The organism is Arthrobacter agilis (genome assembly GCF_030816075.1).
GTDB lineage: Bacteria > Actinomycetota > Actinomycetes > Actinomycetales > Micrococcaceae > Arthrobacter_D > Arthrobacter_D agilis_E.
The window spans coordinates 521963-542599 of record NZ_JAUSXO010000001.1 but is presented as its reverse complement, the minus strand read 5'-3'; the positions used below and the strand labels follow the sequence as shown (position 1 = coordinate 542599).

Sequence of the window (20637 nt, the reverse complement as noted above, 5' to 3'; positions counted from 1 at the left end):
TCAGATCCCTGCCGTGACGGACAGGGCCAGGGCGGCCGCGCCGGGAGCCGGCGGATCGGCGGGCGGCCCCGGGACGGCCGTCGGCTCGATCACCGGCTGGGTCGTCGGCGGAGGGGTCACGGGCGCCGGCGGCGTCGTCGGGTCGATCGGCACCGTGGTCGGCTCCGGCGTGACCGGAGGTGTGACCGGAGGGTTCGTGGTCGGCGGGGTCGTCGGTGTCACCGGCGGGAGCGTCGGATCCGGCGTGACCGGAGGGTTCGTCGTCGGCGGCGTCGTCGGCGGGACGGTGGGATCCGGGGTCGTCGGCGTGGTCGGCGGATTCGTCGTCGGCGGGTTCGTGGTCGGCGGGTTCGTGGTGGGACCGGTCGGTGACGGCGCGGGGCTCGACGGCGGGACGGGAGGCACCGACGGTCCGGCAGCACCCGTGCCGGTCTTTCCACCGGCTCCGCCCGACGCCCCCGAGGCCGGGGCCGCGCCCGACCTCGGCTCGGCCGACGGTGCCGATGTTCCTGCGGCCTTGCCGGCCCTCGTGGCACCGGGCGTCGGTGTTGCTGCCGCGCCCGGGGCAGCGGCTGCGGAACCTGCGCCGACGCCGAAGAGCTTGTCCTGCAGGGCGGCACCGGTGTCCGCCAGGGGTCCGACACCGGCTCCGACGGGCGCATCCGGCGCACCGGGTGCTGCGAGCGGCACGGGGGTTGCCGGCGTCGTGCCCGGCTCCTCGGCGGCGTCCGCCCGCGGATCACCGGCCCAGGTGGAGATGGCGGCGGTGAACGGGTTCGGGGCGTTCGTCGCCGTCGCCGTCGCGACCCCGAGGAGGGTCACCGCGGACACGATCGCGCCGACCCGGAACCCGAGCCGCTTGTTCGTGGCCTTGCCCGCCGGGCCGTGGTGGGGGGTGGCAGACCCCGGCCGGGCGGCTACCGAGAAGCCCGCCGCATTGACACCGGCCCGGCGGCGGCCCGTGGACGCGCCCTCCCCGGCGGCCGCTGCCGGAACCGGCTGCGCGGAGTCCTCGCCGTCTTCCAGTGCTGCCGTGGCGAAGGCGGCGCCGAGGGCGACGGACGCCTTCGGGTCCACGTCGATCGCGAGCGGCCGGTTGAACTCGGCGGACAGCAGCTGCGCCACCAGCGGGATGCGCGAGGACCCGCCGATCAGCAGGATCGCGGACAGGTCCTCGGCGCGGACGCCGGCGCTCTCGAGCGCGAGGCGCATGGTCTCGATGGTCTCCCGGAGGGCCGGCTCCACCATCAGCTCGAACTCTGCCCGCACCAGGCGCACCTGGGAGTGGGACCCGGGAATCATGATGGAGACGGTCGCCTCCGAATCGGAGGACAGCGCCTCCTTGGCCTCCGCGCATTCGCGGCGGAGCCGGTTCAGGGCGGCCAGCACCTCGGGCGAGGACTGGTCCTCCCAGGCGAGGGACACGTCGGCGTCGTCCAGGACGCGGTTGAAGACCTCCTGGTCGAAGTCCGCGCCGCCGAGGCGCTCGATGCCCTGGGGCGTCCCGAGGACGGTGAAGGTATCGGCGTCGGCCTTCCGGACCACTGTCGCGTCGAACGTGCCGCCGCCGAGGTCGTAGACGGCGAGGGTGCTGCCGGGGCTCACGCGCTCCCGCGCGGCGTAGGACAGCGCTGCCGCCTCCGGCTCGGTCATGAGGACGACGTCGTCGTAGCCCGACGCGGCGAGCGCACCCTTCAGCAGGGACGTCCTGTGCTCGCCCCACCCGGCGGGGTGCGTCAGGGTGATCGAGGCCGGGGGCTCCCCTTCCCGCTCGGTGGCGACACCCACCACCCAGTCGACCATGACGGCGAACAGGTCCTCCGGGAGGATCGCGGTGCCGCCGAGGACGAGGGGCACGGAATCGCCGATGCGCCGCTTGAATTCCCTGGCCACGTTCCCGGGCTCCGCGAGTCCCCGGCGTTCGGCGACTTCGCCGACGAACCGCGACCCGTCGGAGCCCACGAAGACGACCGTGGGGATGCTGGTCCCCCGGCCGCCCAGCGGGAGGACCGCCGGTTCCTCCGGCCCCTGACTGCCTGTCCGCAGCACCGCTGCGGCCGTGAAGCTGGTACCTACGTCGATGCTGAGACCGTAACTCATAGCTTCCCTACGTGATGCTCGTCTATGACCATGTGGCCCTCAGCCAACAGGACGCCCGCCCTGATTACGAGAGTGATTTACGCGGGCCGATACCCGTCTTCAGCGGCGCACTACTTGCTCGGGCAGGTGGCCGTTCGCGCAAGGAAGCACAAGCGTTCCCGCAGAGGTTGCCGTTTTTCTCGCAAAGCCGGGCCGGAACCCGTGGTGCGCCCCGTCCGCCTTCGTAGCCTCGGACCACTGAACCGCGCATGCGGAAGGTCTCACTAGGAAAGAAGCAGATGAAACCGTACTTCTCCCTGCACACGGGCGGCAGGCTGGCGATGGTCGCCGCTGTCACCGCAGTTGCGACGTCGTCCTTCGCCCTTCCGGCGTCGGCCTCCACTCCCACCGTCCTGGCGGACGGATCGCCCGTCGCCGAAACCGTGCAGCCCGACGGCGTCTTCACCGCGAGCGTCGACGCCCCCGCCGGCATGAAGGTGAAGTTCAAGCTCGACGGCGTCTACCTCGGCCAGGACACCACCGCCCCCTACTCCTGGCCCGTGACCACGGGTGCGGGGTCGCATAAGCTCAATGTCCGGTGGGAGACGCCCGCCGGACGGGAGGAGAGCACGGTGGTCTTCTCCGTCGCGAAGCCCGCAGCCACTCCGGCTCCCGCACCTGCTCCGGCCCCCGCACCCGCACCCGCCCCCGGCCCGGCCCCGGCACCAAGCGCCGCCCCTGCACCCGCTCCCGCACCGGCCCCTGTGCCGGCTCCGGCCCCCGTGCCGGTCCTGGCGTCGGCCCCCGCCGCCGTCCCCGCGGCAGTACCCGCACCTGCCGGCGTCGTCCAGGTCTCAACGGCCGCGGGGCTCAGGTCCGCCCTGAAGAGCGCTCGTCCGGGGTCCGTCATCCAGCTGGCCGACGGCCGGTACGTCGGCTCCTTCGAGGCCTCGGCGTCGGGTACCGCGGCAGCCCCCGTCACCCTCCGCGGCTCGCGCAACGCCGTCCTCTCCTCCGGGTCCACGTCCTCCGGCTACGGCCTCCACGTGACGGGCTCCTACTGGCGGATCGAGGGCCTCTCGGTCACGTCCTCCGCCAAGGGCATCGTGCTGGACGGCTCGAGGAACACCGTCATCAGCGGCGTGGACGTCGGCACCATCGGGGCCGAGGCCGTGCACTTCCGCTCCGGCAGCACGGACGGCGCCCTGCTGAACTCCTCCATCCACGACACCGGGCTGAAGCAGCCCGCGTACGGTGAGGGCGTCTACATCGGCAGCGCCACCAGCAACTGGACGCGCGGCGTGCCGGACCGTTCGGACCGCATCACGGTGCGCGGGAACCGCATCACCAACACGACCGCGGAGGGCGTGGACATCAAGGAGGGGACCACGGGCGGCGTCGTTGCCGGCAACGTGTTCACCAACTCCGGTTTCTCCGGCGCCAACAGCGCCGATTCGTGGATCGATGTGAAGGGCAACGGCTACCGGATCGAGGGCAACACCGGCTCCGGTGCGAAGCTCGATGCCATCCAGGTGCACTCCGTGCTCGACGGCTGGGGTACGGGCAACGTCCTCACGGGCAACACCGCGCAGGGCAGGGTGCCGGGGTACGAGGTCTGGGTGCAGTCCGCGAAGCTCGGGACCACTGTCTCCTGCAAGCCCAGCGGCGCCGCCCGCGGGCTGAGCAACATCGCCTGCCGCTAGGCACGCACGGCCGGGGCCGGGTGGGGATCTCCCCGCCCGGCCCCTGCCGTTCCTGTGGAGCTAGGACTGGTCCTCGAGGGCCGGGCAACCACCCAGGGTGTCGGTTTCGAGCATGAGCCGGGTGAGTGCCGTCCATGCTGCTCCGTAGTAGGTGTCGTGATCCTGCCGGAGGCGGTAGGCGTCCCCGATGTCCCGGGAGGCGGCGGGGAGTTCGCGGGCGGCGGCTGCCGACGCCGACCGCGCCAGATGCGCGAGCGGATGCCGGCCCTGCTCGAGGGGAACCGCGTCCAGGTCCAATGACACCGCGAGGTCCGTTCCCTCGCCCAGTGCCGGAAGCAGGCGGGCGGCGAGGGCCCGGTCCTCGGCGCGGCAGGATTCGGCGAAGCGGATCGGCAGCCGGGCCGCGTCGTAGCTGTAGCGGATGGACGGGCCCTCCCCGCCCGCTCCGGCCTGTGCATGGACGGTGCCGTCGGCGCGGATGACCGACCAGTCGGGCGGCAGAGCGGACTGGTCCAGGAGCGCCTCCGTAGCACGTGCGCTCCCACCCAGCAGGTCCGTCCATCGATCGTCGCCGGTACTGCGGGCCAGCACGGCGAAGGACGCCGGAGAGGCATACGAGGGGTTGTAGGTGTAGTCGGGGCCCTCGTCCGCCCAGGGGCCGGGGAGGAGGACCAGCCCGAAGCGCGTCCGGGCCGTCATGGTGTCCAGGACCTTCCCGGCGAGGGCGTTCCCTGCGGCCGTGTAGTCCGGCCGGTCGAACGCTGCGCCCGCGAGCACGAGGGCACGCGCGGCATCGACATCGGCGTCCGCCGCCGGTTCGGCGTCACTGGTCCCGCCGTCCTCCCAGTGCCACGCCAGGAGTCCGTCGTCGCGCATCAGGTTGGCCGTCGTCCACTGCCAGATCACCTCGAACCGCGCCTCGTCCCCCGCCCCGAGGGCGGCGAGCAGGCCGTAGGCCTGGCCTTCGCTGACGGTGTCACCACCCTGGTCGCGCCGCACCACCCGCCCGTCGTCGTCGACCCACGTCTCGAGGAATCGGCGTGCCTCATCCTCGGCCGACGAGCCGGGATCGGGTGCCGGGCCGGCGCCGGGGTGGTGCTGGGGCCCGGGCAGGGCCGCAGCGATCAGCAGGGACCCCACGAGGACCGACGCCGTCCCGATGCCGATGATCCACCGCGTGGTCCTCCCCGGTCGCCGCCCGGGTCGCCGGGGTGCACCGGCTTCCGGACGACGCCGGACAGCGTGCTGTCGGGTCATGGGTGCTGCTACTCCGACTCGCCGGGCGGCTGCGCGTAGCCGAGGGAGACCGTGTCGAGGATGGTCTGGCGCGTCATGATCCCCGACCCCGGTGCGGTCTCGGTCAGGAGGTCGAAGGTGACCAGCACCTCGGTCGCATGGGCCTCCGGGTTCGCGGGGAGCGCGACGGCGGTCATGTAGGTGAACGGCGGGTTGATGGCGAAGCTCCCGGTGTCGTTCGCCAGGACGACGCCGAGACGCTGCACCTGCGCGTTGAAGCGCGTGACGGCGATGTGCGTCCCGTCGTCCGCGCCGTCGATCCGCGCGTTCATCCGGATGATCGGCGTGCTGTCCGGCGTCAGCCGGGACACGTCGTCGTCCGTCCAGTAGTCGATCACCACGGTGCGGCCGCCGGCCGGGAGGGTGTGCGTGACCGATCCCCCGTCGAGATCCGCCTTCACCCGGACCCAGTCCTCGTCGTCGCCCGGCGGCGACGGCGTGTCAGCCGTCGTGTCGGGGTCGGCGGAAGCGCTCGGATCCGTCGTCGGGGTCTCGGCACCCGCCGCGGCCGGCTCGTCCGGTTGCGCCGCTCCGGGAGCGTCGGTGCCGGCGTCGTCACCGGCTTCGGACGCGGCTTCGGACACGGCTTCGGACACGGCATCGGCCGTCTGCGTCGCGGCGGGTCCCTGGATCTCCGCGGCCCGCGTCATGGGCCCGGGTGCACCGGTGGCGCCGGGGAGCCCGGGGATGCTGCATCCGGTGACCAGGAGTGCGGTGCCGACGAGGACGGAGAAGCCCTGGACGGTGGCCCGAGGCGTGGGGCGGAACCATGGCGTGGTGCTCAGACGGTGTCTGGGCGTGGTGGATGGCCGAGAAGTCATGGCGGGGTCCTTCGAGGTGGAGGCGGCGGGCTGCGGGAGCCGAGGAGTGGGCGGCGGGTGATCAGACGTGGAAGCCACGGTGGCTGCGGAGGGTCTTCCGCAGCATGAAGGTGGTCTGGACCATGGTCGTGATGTAGAGGATGGGCCAGCCGACGGCGAGGATCCCGGACTGGATGTCGACCGGGAGGCGTAGCCAGGTGAAGATCAGGCCCGCGGCGACCACGGCGAAGACGACCAGCGGCATGAGATACGCACTCCCGGCGCCCCGCTCGGCGCGGGCCTGCGCGGCCCAGTTGTCGGTCTGGGCGTTCGTGAAGAACTTGGTCCAGGCGCGGAGGAAGTGCCCCATCCGCAGCCACAAGTACAGCTCGGCGGGAGCGACCAGGAGGGCGAAGGCGATGTCCCTCGCCGACTTGCCCTTGATGGTCAGCGCGATCCGGAGATTCAGTATGACGGCGACCACCGGCGGGATCAGCCACACCGGGTAGAAGACCCACGCGCTGATGCTCAGTGATGCGGCAAGCAGCATGATGAACGACAGCCGCGTCAGGATGTTGAACACCATCGACACGTTCTCGCTCCACCGCAGGCGCAGATTCGGGTGCAGCGGCTGCCCCGGGGTGTTGCTGCGCTGACCGGGCCACATCAGGTCGATGGCCCCGTAGTTCCACTTCACCTGCTGCCCGTCGAGGGAGCGGAGCGTGTCCATCCCGCCGACGGCGGCCCGGGCGCGGGCCGAGATCTTCGTCGCGTAGCCGAGGTTCTTGATCTGCAGGGACAGGAGGGAATCCTCCACCTCCGAGTCCTTCACCCATGGAGTGGCCTGACGGTTGTCGATCATGACGTTCTTCAGCGCGTCCATCGACAGGATCGAGAACTGGCCGCCCAGGACGGCCATGTTCCGGCCGCGGAGGAGGTTGTCCATGTTGAACGCAGCGAACTGGGCCCTCTGGCCCGCCGTGAGGAACTTCGAGATGAAGCCCTTCGACGACGACTCGGCAACCGTGTAGATGGCGGAGATGCCACCGATGCGGGGATCCGACCGGATCTCCTTCTCCAGGTACTCGACAGCATGGCGGTCCGCCACGGTGTCCCCGTCGACGCCGAGGAAGTAGTCGTAGTCGTCGGCGACCTTGGTGTAGCCGAAGTTCAGGGCGCCCACCTTCTTGTCGCTGTTGGACCCGATGTCGTGGACGAAGACCTCTGTCCTGTAGGTGACGTCCTGGTAGACGCGTTCGTGGGGGCCGGCGAACTCCCGTGCGATGTAGAACGTCTCGTCGTCCGAGTTGTTGATGACCACGTGGATCGCATCGGGCAGGCGCGTCTGGTCGAGCAGGGCCGTCAGCACCTCGGCGATGGTGTCCTGCTCGTTGTAGGCGGGGATGACGCAACCGATGGTCGCCCGATCCGTCGAGGCTCCCTGCTGTGCCACGGGCAGCGTGAGGTATTCGGACTTGATGTGGTCGGGCAGAACGGCTGTCATGTCGATTCGCTTTCTGGAAAAGGGCGCGCTGGAACGCTGTTCGTGGAATTGCGGAAAGAGCTACCGATGCGTGGGAGGAGGTCCGACGCGTGCCCGCAGCTCGGGATCAGGCCGGGGACGGGGTCGAAGCGCCCGATCTATGGGGAGCCGTACGCCTGGCGACGAAGGGCCGAGGCATGGGCTGGACTGAGACCAGGCATTGGGAGACCTATTTCTGAGTTGTCGAGGAATGACCGATGACTCACAGTAGATCGGGCGCAACATCTGGCACACGAGTAACAATCTCGCGATTTCCACCAAATGCACGCGGCTGAAAAAGAATCTTCTACGCGCCGCTGCACGGCCCGTCGGCAGGACTACGGGTAATCACTACCTGGTCCGGATCGGCCTCCTCCCCCGCAGGCCACCACGACCCCGCAGGAACAGCACGGCAGACGAAAAAGGCAGGGGCCGGGTGGGGAGATCCCCACCCGGCCCCTGCCGTGTTCCTCCGAGTTACACCGGGTTACAGCGCGAGGGTCGGCGTCTCGTCGCGGACGTCGCTCGCGAGCTCCACGGTGGCGGCCTGCGCCGGCCGGCCGAGGGCCCGGTACTGCCAGCCCTTCGACGTGTAGTCGTTGGCGTTCAGCGCGTGCCGTCCGTCGAGGATCCGCTTGTGGGCCACGAGGGCGCCGAGCTCGTCGGGGTCCGCGTCGCGGAACTCGGACCACTCGGTGAGCAGGGCGACGACGTCGGCCTGGTCCACGGCCTCGGCCATGGTCCCGACGTAGTTGAGGTCCGGGTAGGCGCGGTGGGCGTTGGAGTTGGCCTCGGGGTCGTAGACCGTGACGATGGCGCCCTCGAGGTACAGCAGCCGCGCGACGTCGAGCGCCGGGGCGTCCCGCACGTCGTCGGAGTTCGGCTTGAAGGCGGCGCCTAGGGCGGCCACGCGCTGGCCTTCCAGGTTCCCGCCGGCGAGCTCGCGGATGAGGTCCACGGTGCGCACGCGGCGGCGGTTGTTGATGGAGTCCACCTCGCCGAGGAAGCTCACGGCCTGCCCGACGCCCAGCTCTTCGGCGCGGTACTTGAAGGCACGGATGTCCTTGGGCAGGCAGCCACCGCCGAAGCCGAGGCCGGGCTTGAGGAACCGGCCGCCGATGCGGTCGTCCATGCTGAGCGCCTTCGCCAGGTGGTTGACGTCCGCGCCCGTGGCCTCGCAGATCTCCGCCATCGCGTTGATGAACGAGATCTTCGTGGCGAGGAAGGAGTTCGCGGCCACCTTGACCAGCTCGGAGGTCGCGAGGTCGGCGACGATCACCGGGGTGTCGAGGTCGAGGATCGGGGCGAAGACCCGGCGGAGCTGCTGCTCGGCCCACGCGGAACCGACACCGAACACGAGGCGGTCCGGGAAGAGCGTGTCCTGGACCGCGAAGCCCTCGCGGAGGAACTCGGGGTTCCAGGCGAGTTCGAGCTCGGCGCCCAGCGGCGAGACGGACTGCACCATCGAGGTGAGGCGGGCGGCGGTGCCGATGGGGACGGTCGACTTCCCGACGAGCAGGGCCTTCCGGTCGATGCGCGTCGCGAGCGCGGTGAACGCCGCGTCGACGTAGCGCATGTCGGCGGCCGCGGAATCGGGTGCCTGCGGGGTCCCGACGCAGACGAAGTGCACGTCGCCGAAGGCCGCGGCCTCGTCGAAGTCGGTGCTGAAGCGGAGGCGGCCCGAGGCGAGGGCCTCCTCGAGCTTCTCGGGCAGGCCCGGCTCGAAGAACGGCACCTTGCCGGCGGCCAGCATGTCGATCTTGCGCTGGTCGACGTCGACGCCGAGGACGTCGAAGCCCATGATGGCCATGCAGACGGCGTGGGTGGCCCCGAGGTAGCCGGTGCCGATGACGGTCACCCGGGGTGCTGGCTGGTCGTTCTGGGGGGAGATGCTCATGGTGAGGCCTCTCTTTTAGGGTTGGAGGTAGCGCGGATCGTCGTTCGGGATGCTGCTGGATGCTGCGGGGGTGGTCGCTGGGTGGAGGGTCTGGTGGGGGTCAGCCGGAGGTGCAGGGTTCGTTGGACAGGCCCTCGCCGGCGTCGGAGGCCGTGTTGCTGCATTCGACGACGTTGTCGCGCACCGGTTTCAGGGAGTAGCCGAGGCCCGGCCCGTTGACCTGTGCGTCGTTGTCCCGGAAGACGTTCTCGGTGCCCCAGCCGTCCACGATCTCGTGGGTCTGGAAGCCGTCCTGGGGTGAGTTGACGCCGGTGTTCTCGGCGATGACCCAGCCGCGGCCCTTCACGTCCACCCAGGAGTCGGCGTCGACGGTCGCCGACCCGTCGAAGCTGTTGGCCCGCAGGATGCCGTTCGAGGTGCCCTCCTTGATGTCGACGTTCTCCGAGGTGGTGCCGGAGATGGTGTTGCCGGCGATCTCGTTGCGGTCGCTGCGGTCGGGCTCGCAGTTGCTGACGTCGCACCAGTTGCTCTCGGCCGTGCCGACGTAGATCCCTTCGCCGAACTTGGGCTTCCGCTGGCCGGTGTCGCTGATCGTGTTGGCGAGCACCCGGTTGTCGGTGCTGAACTTCCGGAGGTGGATGCCCTCGTCGCCGATCGTGGTGACGGTGAGGCCCTGGATCAGGGTGTTGGTGGTCTGGTCCACCATGACGCCCTTCTGCCCGTTGCGGACGGTGAAGCCCTGCAGCACCCAGTAGGAGGAGTCCTCCAGGTGGAACACGTAGCCGTCGTCGGTGGTGCCGCCGTCGAGGATGCTCTCCGCGGTCCCGCAGAGCGTGATCGGCTGTTCGGCCGTCCCGGCGGCGGAGGCCGTGAAGTTGCCGGAGTAGACGCCGGGCGCGAGGCCGATGACGTCGCCCGGCTGGGCGGCGTCGAGCGCGGTCATGAGGTCCGTGGGGTTGCTCACCGGAACGGTCGTCTCGGGGCACTCGGTGGGTGTCTCCACCGGCGCGGGCGGCGGGGCGGCATCCTGGGTGGTGCCGGGCTGGGGGTCGCGCTCGTTCTCGGCGGACCCCTTGCCGTTGGTCCCGTTGAGGCCCACCACGACGACGACGGCCGCCACGGCGAGGGCCACCACGGCGAGGACGAGGGCGATCACGCCGCCCCGGCGGGTCATCGGGCCCCCCGGACGTCGTCGATGCGCACGATCCCGCGGCTGAGGGCCGTCAGCGGGACGCGCTCCTCGTACGGGTTACGGATGGTCCGCACGCGCAGGTGCCGCTTGCGGGTGAAGGCCGTCGCCACGAGCAGTCCGCCCAGCAGCAGCCAGATGAACGTCAGCGGCTGGAACACGGAGTTCAGGACGCTGTGCACGGTGGGTGCGGGGTGCCAGTTCAGCAGCTCGTTCTCCTCGACCAGCGCACCCGTGGACGTCTCGTCCCAGATGGCGGTGGTGCCGTACCCGCCCACGTCGTTGCCGGTGACCCGGGTGTCGGGGACGTTGCCGCGGAGGGAGACGCCGTGTCCGGCGAGGGAGGACATGGTGTTGCCGGTGATCGAGGCCGAAGCGTCCCGGACGTACACGCCCGTGTCGCCGCCGGAGATCCTGTTCCTGCGGATGTCGGCCACCGCACCGGTGTCGCGGACGGCGATGCCCTGCTGGTCCTGGTCGCGGATCTCGTTGTCGATGATGTTGACGCCCTTCGCCGAGTAGTTCACGACGACGCCGACCTCGTTGCCGCGGATGGTGTTGCCCGTCAGGCGGAGGTTCTCACCGCCGCTGACTTCCACGCCGTAGCGTCCGTTGTCGCTGATCGTGCTCTTCACCACGCGGTTGCTGCCGTAGGTGACGACCGCCGTGCCGACGGCGTTCGGGCCGTCCGCGAGCGGCTGGCCGTCGAGGGAGATCCCGTTGCGTCCGTTGCCGCGGGCCGTGACGTCCTGCAGCTGCACGCGCATGCTGGACCGGCCCACGGTGATGCCGTCCACCGCGTTGTCCGACGACGTCGTGCCGGTGATGGTCGCGTCGGTGACGGAGCGGTGCAGGACCAGGCCGTCCACGAGGCTGCCCCTGATCTCGGTGTCGCGGATGGCGACGTCGCGGGCGTTGGTGATGAACAGGCCGAAGGCGTTGTCCCGCACGGTGAGGTTGTCGATCCCCGCGGTGACCACGCTGTAGTCGAGGTCCGCCTGGTCCGCGAGGGACTGCAGGTCCGCCTCGGGCAGCAGGCGGGCGCCCGCCGGGGCCACGGGATCCGGTGCGGCCGTCGCGTCCTGGAAGGTGCCCGCGGTGTCCGTGCCGGTCAGGGCGAGGCCACCGGTGTTGCCGCTCCAGAAGCCGAGCGAGGAGACGGTGGTGTGGGAGAACGCGGCGTGGCCACCGACCATCCGCACATAGGCGCGTCCGTCGGAGGTGTCGGTATCGGCACCCACGCCGTTCCAGCTCGTCAGCGAGACGTCGGCGTCCGGCGTGCCGGCCATCGCCAGCGAGCCGCCGAGGGCCACGATCGAGACGAAGGCCTTCTCGTCGCTCTGCATGCGGACGGTGACGCCCTCTGCCCCGTTCAGGGACAGGGTGGCGCCGGGCAGCACCACGATGTTCTCGCTGAGCAGGAACGTCGATGCCGCCACCTGCTTGAAGGTGTCCGGTGCGAGCTGGAGGAGGTCCGCGGTGGTGTACGGCTCGGTGCGGGCGGGGAGCACGAGCGTGTTCGTGGCCCCCGTGTGGAGGCGGTACGGGCCTTCGAGGCCGTCCACGCGCCAGCGGGCCGCCGAGGCGATGGTCCGCACGTAGACGAGCCGCTCCTCCTCGCTCTGCACGATCCGGGCCTCGCTGCGCGGGTCGCCGGTGTAGAGCTCGCCCTGCACGTTGCCGTTCGCGGCGATCTCGTTGCGTCCCACGGCGTCGGCCTCTGACTTCTTCCAGGCGTCGCCGGCGGCGATGAAGCCTGCTCCGGCGAGCGCGATGAGGAGGAGGGCGACGAGGCTGAAGATCATCGGTTTGCGGCTGGTCATGCTACGGCCTCCCGCGTGGTCTGGTCGGAGAGGTCGGCGGAGCTGGTGGTGCCGAGGCTGTGCGCGTCCTGTCCGTCGCCGCCGATCTGGTCGGCGTGCCGCGTCAGCCAGCCCTGCTTGTTCATGGTGGCGAAGGCGTACAGCTTGATGGGCAGGGCGACGAGGATCACGGCGAAGGCGAGGACGGGCAGGATCAGGATGTCCTTGGGGTGGCGGCGGAGGTGGGAGGCACCGCGGATGCCGCGGCCGAGGAGCAGCCAGCTGAGGGCTGCGGCCACGCCGAGGACCGTGAAGTCCAGGCGGTTGAAGATCAGGTAGAACATGGTCAGGCCCATGGTCACCGGCGTCAGCAGGATCTGCAGGACGGTGACCTTGGTGATGAAGGGCACGCGCCACAGCCACCCGGTGCCGATGGCCGTGAGGTAGCAGCGGTAGGAGTTCCGGCTCCAGCGGACGCGCTGCTTCACGAAGGCCCGGAAGCTGGCGGGGAACATCGACAGGGCCCGCGCCGTCGACTGGTGCACGGTCTTGTAGCCCGAGGCGAGGACCAGCCAGGTCAGGCGGCCGTCGTCGCCGGAGATGCAGCGCTTGCCGAGGAAGTACTCGTTCTCGAGGTGCTCGAGGACGGGCAGGACGGCGGAGCGGCGGTAGACGGCGGTCCGGCCGGAGACGCACGGCACGGCGCCGGCAGCGCCCATGGCGGGGACGTAGTCGAGGTAGCGCAGGTTCACGAGCCAGTCGGCGACGCGGCGCCACACGCTCGTGTCGCGCTGGTAGACGTTCTGGTGGGTTCCGACGGCGCCGACGAGCGGGTCGACGAACGGCATCTGGACGTTCGTCAGCAGGTCTGGCTGCCACCAGGTGTCGGAGTCCGTGAGCACCAGGACCTCGTACTGCGCGAGGCGGATCCCGGCCCCCAGGGCGGAGCGCTTGCCCACGTGGTGGAACAGGATCGGCTTGACGGTCGGGTCGCCGAGGGCCTCGATCCGGGCGTAGGCGTCGAGGTCCTCGACGTCCAGGACGATGATGATCTCGTCGGGTCCCTGGGAGCGCCACGACTCGAGCGCGCTCATCAGGATGTCGGGGTCCTCGTGGAAGGACGGGACCACCACGGACGTCGTGGTCCGGTAGTCGGTCACGATCGGCTTCGCCCGGTGCGAGAGGATGAAGCGGTAGAGCCAGAGGCCCCAGACGATGGCGCCGGCGACGGCGATCGGGAAGTAGGGGGAGACCTCGGCCCAGAACGCACTGACGTCCGTCCAGTCGAGGGAGGCGGTCCAGTCGGACCACCGGTCGCCCAGGGCCTGCAGGCCGAGGTCGACGGCGGAGGCTGGGCTGGCTGCGAGCGCGAGTGAATGCATCGATGTCCTTGTGGAAAATGGAACGGCTGTAGGGATGCACGTCAGCGGGCGTAGGGCGCCCAGCGCCGTCACAGCGATGCTGCGTCCGGTCGTGGCACGTGGTCCGAAGCGATGATCAGGACCGTTCCCCTTTTTCGAGACTAGGGGGACCCGCCAGCCCGTGTCCTACTCGAAAAAATGCCGCTACTACTTGGCGCTACCTAAGTGCGCGGGCGGTCGGGACAGCGCGCGGAGACGGGCACGTACTCGCTCGACGGCACTCCTCCACAGTGGTGCGGCAGCGGTGTCCGTCGTCGGCAGAGCCGTGCCCCTGCGTCATCGGCAGCGCTGTGACCTGCGGTTTCGTGGCGGCCGCGCGCCGCGGGACGACCCTCGTACGCCCCAGGAGCGGATGCCGGGGGCGCCGTACCGGCACCGCTCCGCGGGCCCCTCCGGGGACCGGTCCGGAACCCGATGCCGGGCACTCGTGAAGGACCTGTCTGTGATCTGAAACATGCTTGACAGACGGCGGAAACGGGAGGCAACGGGGAATTTACTCCCCCAGGACCTCCGCTGCTTCCATCCACTGTGTCTCGAGGTCCTCGATCTCCGCCTGCAGCTCCTGCAGGCGGCTGTTGAGGCCCGCGATGTGCTCGAAATCGGCGTCGGCCCTGGCGCCGGCGTCGTTCATCTGCTCCTGGACCTTGCCCTTCTGCGCGTCCACCTTGGTGATCTGCCGTTCGATGCGCGCGAGGTCCTTGCGGGCCTGCCGCAGCTCGGCCTCCGAGGAGCCGCCCGAGGAGCCGCCGCTGACGGCGGGTGACGCCGCGTTCCCGGTCGCCGTCATCGGTCCTGCCGCGTTGCGCAGCTCGAGATACTGGTCCACGCCGCCAGGAAGGTCCCGCAGCCGGCCGTCGCCGAGCAGCGCCATCTGGGTGTCGGTCACGCGTTCGAGGAGGTAGCGGTCGTGGGAGACCACCACGAGGGTGCCGGGCCAGCCGTCCAGCACGTCCTCGATGGCCGAGAGCGTATCGGTGTCGAGGTCGTTGGTGGGCTCGTCGAGCATCAGGACGTTCGGCTCCCCCACGAGGAGGCGGAGCAGCTGGAGGCGGCGGCGCTCGCCGCCGGAGAGTTCGCTGACGCGCGTCCACTGCTTCTCGTTGGTGAAGCCGAGCTGCTCCACGAGCTGACTCGCCGAGACCTCCTTGCCGCCGACGGCGAAGACGCGCTTCTCCGACTCGATGACCTCGATGACCCGGCTGTCCGAGACGTCGTCGAGCTCGCGGACCTCCTGGGACAGCACGGCGGTCTGCACGGTCTTGCCCTTCTTGACCTTGCCCGCGCTCGGCGTCAGCTCCCCGTTGAGCAGGCGCAGCAGGGTGGTCTTGCCCGAGCCGTTGACACCCACGATGCCGAGGCGCTGGCCGGGGGCGAGCCGGAGGGTGATCCTGTCGAACAATCGCCGGTCGGAGCCTTCGCCGTCGTCGATGGTCAGGCTGACGTCCTCGAGGTCGAGGACGTCCTTGCCGAGGCGCGACATGGCCATCTTGCTGAGGGCGAGGGAGTCGCGCGGCGCCGGGACGTCGGCGATGAGCTCGTTCGCGGCCTCGATGCGGAACTTCGGCTTCGCGGTGCGGGCCGGGGCGCCGCGCCTCAGCCAGGCCAGCTCCTTCTTCACGAGCTGCACGCGCTTGGACTCGACGACGCTCGCCATGCGGTCGCGTTCGGCGCGGGCGAGGACGTAGGCGGCGTACCCGCCGTCGAAGTCCTCCACCATGGCGTCGTGGACCTCCCACGTGTGGTTGCAGATCTCGTCGAGGAACCAGCGGTCGTGGGTGACCACGAGCAGGCCGCCCTCGCTCGCACGCCAGCGCTGCTGCAGGTGCCGCGCCAGCCAGGCGACGCCCTCGACGTCGAGGTGGTTGGTGGGCTCGTCGAGCATGATGACGTCGTCGTCGCCGATGAGGAGCTTGGCCAGGGCCACGCGCCGCTTCTGGCCGCCCGAGAGCGAGTTCACCTTGGCGTGCCAGTCCACCTCGGAGACGAGCCCGCCCATGACGTCGCGGATCTTCGGGTTGGACGCCCACTCGTGGTCCGCCTGGTCGCCCACGATGGCGTGCCCCACCTCAAGGTCGCCGTCGAGCACGTCCGACTGGTCGAGGTACCCGACGGAGACGTCGCGCCGCTTCGTGACGCGGCCGGAATCGGGGGTGCTGCGCTGCGCGAGCAGGCGCATGAGCGTGGACTTGCCGTCACCGTTGCGGCCCACCATGCCGATGCGGTCGCCGTCCTCGAGCCCGAGGGACACGTTGTCGAGGATGGTGCGGGTGACGAAGGCGACGCTGAGGTTTTCCGCGCCGAGGAGGTGTGCCAAGGAGATGCTGCTTTCGTTGGAAGCGGTGGTGACCGGGGAGCCCGGGTCAGCCGTCGAAGCCGGCGGCGATGCGGGCCCCGTGGGCCGGGCCGCGGACGGACGCCGCCTGCAGCCCCTCGGTCCCGAGGAGGGACTCGAGTTCGGCCGCGTGGCCCGAGCTCTGGGTGAGGAAGGCGATCGTGGGACCGGAGCCGGAGACGATCCCGGCCAGGGCGCCCGCGGCCTTACCCGTCTCAAGGATATCGCCCAGCCCCGGGGAGAGTTCGAGCGACGCCTGCTGCAGGTCGTTGTGCAGCAGCGGTGCCAGGCCCAGCGCGTCGCCGGCACGCATGGCCCCGAGGATGGCGGGGTCGATCTGGGGCTGCGGGTCCGGCTCCACGCCGTCGCGCAGGCGGATCTCGTCGAGCCGGCGGTAGACCTCGGGCGTGGAGAGCCCGTAGTCGGAGGTGACGAGGACCCAGTGCAGGGGCGTCTTCGAGATGGCCGGTGTCAGCTGGTCCCCCACCCCGAGCCCGACGGCGGTGCCGCCGACGAGGGCGAAGGGCACGTCGGCGCCGAGGTCCACGGCGATCTTGGCCAGCTCGTCCCGGGAGAAGCCGCTGCCCCACAGGGCGTCGCAGGCCAGCAGGGCCGCCGCGGCGTCGGCCGATCCCCCGCCCATGCCGCCGGAGATGGGCACCCGCTTGGTGATGTCGAGGTGCACCCCCGTGCGGCCGGGGCTGACCTCCGCGAGGAGTTCCGCGGCCCGGACTGCGAGGTTGGTGCGATCCAGCGGGATGGAGTCGTGCGGGAGGTTCAGGGTGCCCTGGCCGTTGACCGTCACCGTGATGGCGTCGCCGGGTGCCTCGGTGGCCGTGACCTCCTCGTACAGGGACACGGCGAGGAACACGCTGGCGATCCCGTGGTACCCGTCCTCGCGCGGCGGGCCCACCTTGAGGGAGACGTTGATCTTCCCGGGGGCCCGGACGCGGACGGAGCGTGTGCCGGCGCGCATGTCGACTGTTCTGCCCGGGACCATACCCACCAACCTAGCCCACCGGCCGGGTCGCGGCGGGAGCAGCCGCTGCGTCCCGGCGGGCTTCCGCGATGCGCGCGAACGCCGCGACGTCGAGCACCTCGCCGCGGGCGGTGGGATCCACGCCGGCGTCCCGCAGGGCCTGCTCGGCCAGGACGGGGCTGCCGGCCCAGCCCGCGAGCGCGGCCCGCAGGGTCTTCCGGCGCTGGGCGAACGCGGCGTCGATGACGGCGAACACCTGCTCGCGGGAGGCGCTCGTGGCCGGGGGTTCGCGCCGCGTGAAGCGGACCAGCCCGGAGGCGATCTTCGGGGCCGGCCAGAACACGTTCATGCCCACCACCCCGGCCTTGGTCATGCTCGAGTACCAGGCGGCCTTCACGGACGGGACGCCGTAGGTCTTGGACCCGGGAGGGGCGGCGAGGCGGTCCGCCACCTCGTCCTGCACCATGACGAGGCCGTGCCGCAGGGAGGGGAAGCGCTCGAGGAGGTTGAGGACCACGGGGACGGCGACGTTGTAGGGCAGGTTGGCCACGAGCGCGGTGGGCGGGTGCGGCAGTTCGGTCACGCGCAGGGCGTCCTGCAGGACGACGTCGAGGGAGGCTGCGCGCTCGGGCCGCCACTGCGCGACGGTGGCGGGCAGTTTCCCGGCGAGCACCGGGTCGATCTCGACCGCAACCACGCGCTCGGCGGCGTCGAGCAGGCCGAGGGTGAGGGACCCGAGACCGGGGCCCACCTCGAGGACCGTCTCGTCCGGGCCGAGGTTCGCGGCGGCGACGATCCTGCGGATGGTGTTGCCGTCGATCACAAAGTTCTGGCCGAGGGTCTTGGTGGGACGGATGTCGACGTCGGCTGCCAGGCGCCGGATGTCGGCGGCGCCGAAGAGGGGTGCGGGCGTGCCGGCGGCGGGGGGCGTAGTCACCCTGCCATGGTATCGGTCGCGCCGCGCCGGTCAGGCGGGATTCCCCGTCCGGTGCGGTCCTGGGACGCGGGCCGGGACTCGGACCGGGAGTCGGCGGCGCCCGGGGAGGCTCTGGTCTCAGGAGAGCCTCCAGCGCCGCCGACCCGATCGGGGCAGCTCCCCTGCTGGGAAAGGAAGCTGCCGGTCGTACCGCCGTCTTCCGGTCTCACGAGAAGGACGGTACTGGGAGGGCGGCCGGCCTCGGCGCGATGTCTTGCCGGCACTGCCTCTCCTTGAAGAACAGTACGGAGGACCACAGGCCGGGGCACGAGTGCCCCCTACCCGAATCCGGGGGGCTGGTACTCGCAGCTGCCCGCGGCGCTACGTGTGATCGGGGACACCCGATCCGGCGCCTACTTCAGGCAGGATCCGGGCCTACTCCGGGCCTACTCCGACGCCTGCTGCGGACCTCCTGCGGACCCCCCATCGGGCCTGCTCCGCACCGTTTCCCGGGCCCGCTCCAGGCCCGTCCGGTCAGGCCCACGTGCCGTACACGGCCTCCGTGTTGGCGGTCAGCCGGGCACACAGGGAATCGAGGTCGGTCTCCAGGATGCCCGCCATGGCGCGCACGGTGTACGGCACCATGTAGGCGGCATTGGGCCGCCCGCGGTAGGGATGCGGGGTGAGGAACGGCGCGTCCGTCTCGGTCAGCACGAGGGCAGGGTCGGCGACGAGCAGCGCCTCCCGCAGGTTGTCCGCATTGCGGAACGTCACGGTCCCCGCGAACGACATGTACCACCCCTGGTCGTTGCAGATCCGCGCGAGGCCGGCGTCGCCCGAGAAGCAGTGCAGCACCACGCGTTCCGGAGCACCGTCGGCGAGGAGCGTGGCCACCACGTCGTCGTGCGCGTCCCGGTCGTGGATCTGGAGCGCCTTGCCGAGCCGCCGGGCGATGTCGATGTGGCGCCGGAACGACGTGAGCTGGCTTCCGCGGCCGCCCTCCCCCGTGCGGAAGTAGTCGAGCCCCGTCTCCCCGAGCGCCCGGATGCGCTCGCCGCCGGCGAGTCGTTCGATCTCCTCGAGGGCGTCGTCGAGCGTCCCGGCGTCCGCGAGCAGCGGGGCGTCGTTGGGGTGGAGGGCCACGGCGCCGAGGAGCCGGGCATCCTGCTGCACGATGTCCGCAGTGAAGCGCGACGACGCCAGGTCGGTGCCCACCTGGACGGCGCCCCTCACCCCGGCCGCCTCGGCCGCGTCGAGGGCGTCCCCGATGGACACCTCGGGGCCCTCCCGGAAGTCGAAGTGCGTGTGGTTGTCGATCACGGGGACGGGCAGCGGCTCCGGCAGGGGCGGGTACCCGCCCTTGCGCCGCCGTCGTGCACCCGCGTCGTCGCCGGTTCCCGCCGCAGGGTCCGTGTCCTCCGGCTCGCGGTAGGCCTGCGGGGTCTCCCCGGCAGCGTAGGGATGACGGACCGTTGCTGCGCTGTTACACATGGGACAAGCCTATCGACGGCCCGGAACTTATCTGTCAGGGATCTAGTTCACCTAGTAATCTGTTGAATCAGCCAGGCCTGCCCTGCCCCGCGCCGGGACGGTCGTGGCCGTTCCCTGCGTCCCGCTCGCCCGGCCGCCCGGCCGGTGCCCGCCTCGCAGCCGCACGCATGGAAGGTACCCATGGACGTCCAGCACAACATCGCCGAGGCCTCAGCGGAACTGCGAATGGCGGCACCAACGGACCCGGACGTCCCCGGCGTCGGCTTCCACGACATCAGCACCCGGATCCTCGACTCCATCAACACGGTGATCGACGGCAAGCCCGAGGCGGCACGCCTCGCCCTCACCGTCCTGCTCGCCCAGGGCCACCTGCTGCTGGAGGACGTCCCGGGTATCGGCAAGACCCTGCTCGCGAAGACCCTGGCCCGGACGATCGACTGCACCGTGAACCGCATCCAGTTCACCCCCGACCTCCTGCCCTCGGACGTCACCGGGGTGTCCATCTTCAGCCAGGACACCCGGCGCTTCGAGTTCCGGCCCGGCCCGGTCTTCGCGAACATCGTCATCGGCGACGAGATCAACCGGGCCTCGGCCAAGACGCAGTCCTCCCTCCTCGAATGCATGGAGGAGCACCAGGTCACCGTGGACGGCACCACCCACATGCTCGGCGAACCCTTCATGGTGGTGGCCACGCAGAACCCCATCGAGATGGAGGGCACCTATCCCCTCCCCGAAGCCCAGCGCGACCGCTTCATGGCCCGGATCTCCATGGGCTACCCGGACGCCCGCGCCGAGGTGGACATGCTCGAGACGCACCAGTCCGTGTCTCCGCTGGAGGGGATCCGCCCCGTGGCGAGCGTCTCGGACATCGCCGCGATGATGCGCGAGGTCCGGGGCGTGTACGTCTCGCCGGCCGTCAAGGAGTACACCGTCGCCGTGGGTCACGCCACCCGCCAGCACCCCCGGCTGCGCCTGGGCGCGAGCCCGCGGTCCCTGCTGCAGCTCCTCCGGGCGGCCAAGGCCGGCGCCGCGCTCGAGGGCCGCGACTTCGTCCTGCCCGACGACATCGCCGCCATCGCCGACGCCGTGCTCGCGCACCGCCTCCTGCTGGACCGCAAGGCCACGAGTGCGGGCGAGACGGCGTCGAGCATCGTGCAGGACATCCTCTCGCGGGTCCCGGTGGCCCGCGCGGCCCAGCGGCGATGACGGC

General features: G+C 70.8%; 14 protein-coding genes. 2 read left to right on the top strand and 12 right to left on the bottom strand.

Features of this window, described 5'->3' with window-relative positions:
- Positions 1-2100 carry an Hsp70 family protein gene (locus QFZ50_RS02460; protein ID WP_307081580.1) on the bottom strand — a complete coding sequence of 700 codons (2100 nt, stop codon included), beginning with the start codon at positions 2098-2100 and terminating at the stop codon, positions 1-3.
- Positions 2101-2378: 278 nt separating this feature from the next.
- On the opposite strand from QFZ50_RS02460, the gene QFZ50_RS02455 reads away from it, so the two are divergent.
- Positions 2379-3782: a right-handed parallel beta-helix repeat-containing protein gene (locus QFZ50_RS02455; RefSeq protein WP_307081578.1), complete on the top strand. Its 1404-nt coding sequence runs from the start codon at positions 2379-2381 to the stop codon at positions 3780-3782.
- A 60-nt stretch (positions 3783-3842) separates the two neighbouring features.
- Here QFZ50_RS02455 and QFZ50_RS02450 read toward each other — a convergent pair whose 3' ends face one another.
- The 11 genes from QFZ50_RS02450 to QFZ50_RS02400 all read right to left on the bottom strand — a co-directional run bounded on the left by QFZ50_RS02450 (position 3843) and on the right by QFZ50_RS02400 (position 19427).
- Entirely contained in the window at positions 3843-5039 is a 1197-nt protein-coding gene (locus QFZ50_RS02450) for a glycosyl hydrolase family 8 (RefSeq protein ID WP_307081576.1), read from the bottom strand.
- 8 nt (positions 5040-5047) lie between these two features.
- A complete protein-coding gene (locus QFZ50_RS02445; RefSeq protein WP_307081574.1) occupies positions 5048-5899 on the bottom strand; it encodes a hypothetical protein in 852 nt (283 codons plus the stop codon).
- A 61-nt stretch (positions 5900-5960) separates the two neighbouring features.
- A complete protein-coding gene (locus tag QFZ50_RS02440) occupies positions 5961-7382 on the bottom strand; it encodes a glycosyltransferase family 2 protein (protein ID WP_307081571.1) in 1422 nt (473 codons plus the stop codon).
- A 505-nt stretch (positions 7383-7887) separates the two neighbouring features.
- Positions 7888-9297 (bottom strand): UDP-glucose dehydrogenase family protein, encoded by a 1410-nt coding sequence (locus QFZ50_RS02435; protein ID WP_307081569.1) that lies wholly within the window; start codon positions 9295-9297, stop codon positions 7888-7890.
- Positions 9298-9397: 100 nt separating this feature from the next.
- The gene (locus QFZ50_RS02430) at positions 9398-10471 is read right to left on the bottom strand and encodes a right-handed parallel beta-helix repeat-containing protein (protein WP_307081568.1); all 1074 of its coding nucleotides are present in this window, start codon (positions 10469-10471) and stop codon (positions 9398-9400) included.
- Positions 10468-12309 (bottom strand): right-handed parallel beta-helix repeat-containing protein, encoded by a 1842-nt coding sequence (locus QFZ50_RS02425; RefSeq protein ID WP_307081566.1) that lies wholly within the window; start codon positions 12307-12309, stop codon positions 10468-10470. Before QFZ50_RS02425 ends, QFZ50_RS02430 begins: the two co-directional genes overlap by 4 nt.
- The gene (locus tag QFZ50_RS02420; RefSeq protein WP_307081564.1) at positions 12306-13670 is read right to left on the bottom strand and encodes a glycosyltransferase; all 1365 of its coding nucleotides are present in this window, start codon (positions 13668-13670) and stop codon (positions 12306-12308) included. The genes QFZ50_RS02425 and QFZ50_RS02420 overlap by 4 nt, the downstream gene beginning before the upstream one ends.
- 532 nt (positions 13671-14202) lie before the next feature.
- Positions 14203-16023 (bottom strand): ABC-F family ATP-binding cassette domain-containing protein, encoded by a 1821-nt coding sequence (locus tag QFZ50_RS02415; RefSeq protein ID WP_307081562.1) that lies wholly within the window; start codon positions 16021-16023, stop codon positions 14203-14205.
- Positions 16024-16069: 46 nt separating this feature from the next.
- A complete protein-coding gene (locus QFZ50_RS02410; RefSeq protein WP_307081560.1) occupies positions 16070-17017 on the bottom strand; it encodes a 4-(cytidine 5'-diphospho)-2-C-methyl-D-erythritol kinase in 948 nt (315 codons plus the stop codon).
- A gap of 34 nt (positions 17018-17051) precedes the next feature.
- Positions 17052-17957, bottom strand: coding sequence for a 16S rRNA (adenine(1518)-N(6)/adenine(1519)-N(6))-dimethyltransferase RsmA (rsmA, locus tag QFZ50_RS02405; RefSeq protein WP_307081557.1), 906 nt, complete (start codon positions 17955-17957; stop codon positions 17052-17054).
- Positions 17958-18470: 513 nt separating this feature from the next.
- The gene (locus QFZ50_RS02400) at positions 18471-19427 is read right to left on the bottom strand and encodes a TatD family hydrolase (RefSeq protein WP_307081555.1); all 957 of its coding nucleotides are present in this window, start codon (positions 19425-19427) and stop codon (positions 18471-18473) included.
- Between the two features lie 225 nt (positions 19428-19652).
- On the opposite strand from QFZ50_RS02400, the gene QFZ50_RS02395 reads away from it, so the two are divergent.
- Positions 19653-20633: an AAA family ATPase gene (locus QFZ50_RS02395; RefSeq protein WP_307086607.1), complete on the top strand. Its 981-nt coding sequence runs from the start codon at positions 19653-19655 to the stop codon at positions 20631-20633.
- The last annotated feature ends 4 nt before the right edge of the window (positions 20634-20637 follow it).

Excerpts from the sequence above, each read along its gene's own strand:
- QFZ50_RS02460 (WP_307081580.1), bottom strand. The coding sequence starts at position 2,100 with ATGAGTTACGGTCTCAGCATCGACGTAGGTACCAGCTTCACGGCCGCA.
- QFZ50_RS02455 (WP_307081578.1), top strand. The coding sequence starts at position 2,379 with ATGAAACCGTACTTCTCCCTGCACACGGGCGGCAGGCTGGCGATGGTC.
- QFZ50_RS02450 (WP_307081576.1), bottom strand. The coding sequence starts at position 5,039 with ATGACCCGACAGCACGCTGTCCGGCGTCGTCCGGAAGCCGGTGCACCC.
- QFZ50_RS02445 (WP_307081574.1), bottom strand. The coding sequence starts at position 5,899 with ATGACTTCTCGGCCATCCACCACGCCCAGACACCGTCTGAGCACCACG.
- QFZ50_RS02440 (WP_307081571.1), bottom strand. The coding sequence starts at position 7,382 with ATGACAGCCGTTCTGCCCGACCACATCAAGTCCGAATACCTCACGCTG.
- QFZ50_RS02435 (WP_307081569.1), bottom strand. The coding sequence starts at position 9,297 with ATGAGCATCTCCCCCCAGAACGACCAGCCAGCACCCCGGGTGACCGTC.
- QFZ50_RS02430 (WP_307081568.1), bottom strand. The coding sequence starts at position 10,471 with ATGACCCGCCGGGGCGGCGTGATCGCCCTCGTCCTCGCCGTGGTGGCC.
- QFZ50_RS02425 (WP_307081566.1), bottom strand. The coding sequence starts at position 12,309 with ATGACCAGCCGCAAACCGATGATCTTCAGCCTCGTCGCCCTCCTCCTC.
- QFZ50_RS02420 (WP_307081564.1), bottom strand. The coding sequence starts at position 13,670 with ATGCATTCACTCGCGCTCGCAGCCAGCCCAGCCTCCGCCGTCGACCTC.
- QFZ50_RS02410 (WP_307081560.1), bottom strand. The coding sequence starts at position 17,017 with ATGCGCGCCGGCACACGCTCCGTCCGCGTCCGGGCCCCCGGGAAGATC.
- QFZ50_RS02400 (WP_307081555.1), bottom strand. The coding sequence starts at position 19,427 with ATGTGTAACAGCGCAGCAACGGTCCGTCATCCCTACGCTGCCGGGGAG.
- QFZ50_RS02395 (WP_307086607.1), top strand. The coding sequence starts at position 19,653 with ATGGCGGCACCAACGGACCCGGACGTCCCCGGCGTCGGCTTCCACGAC.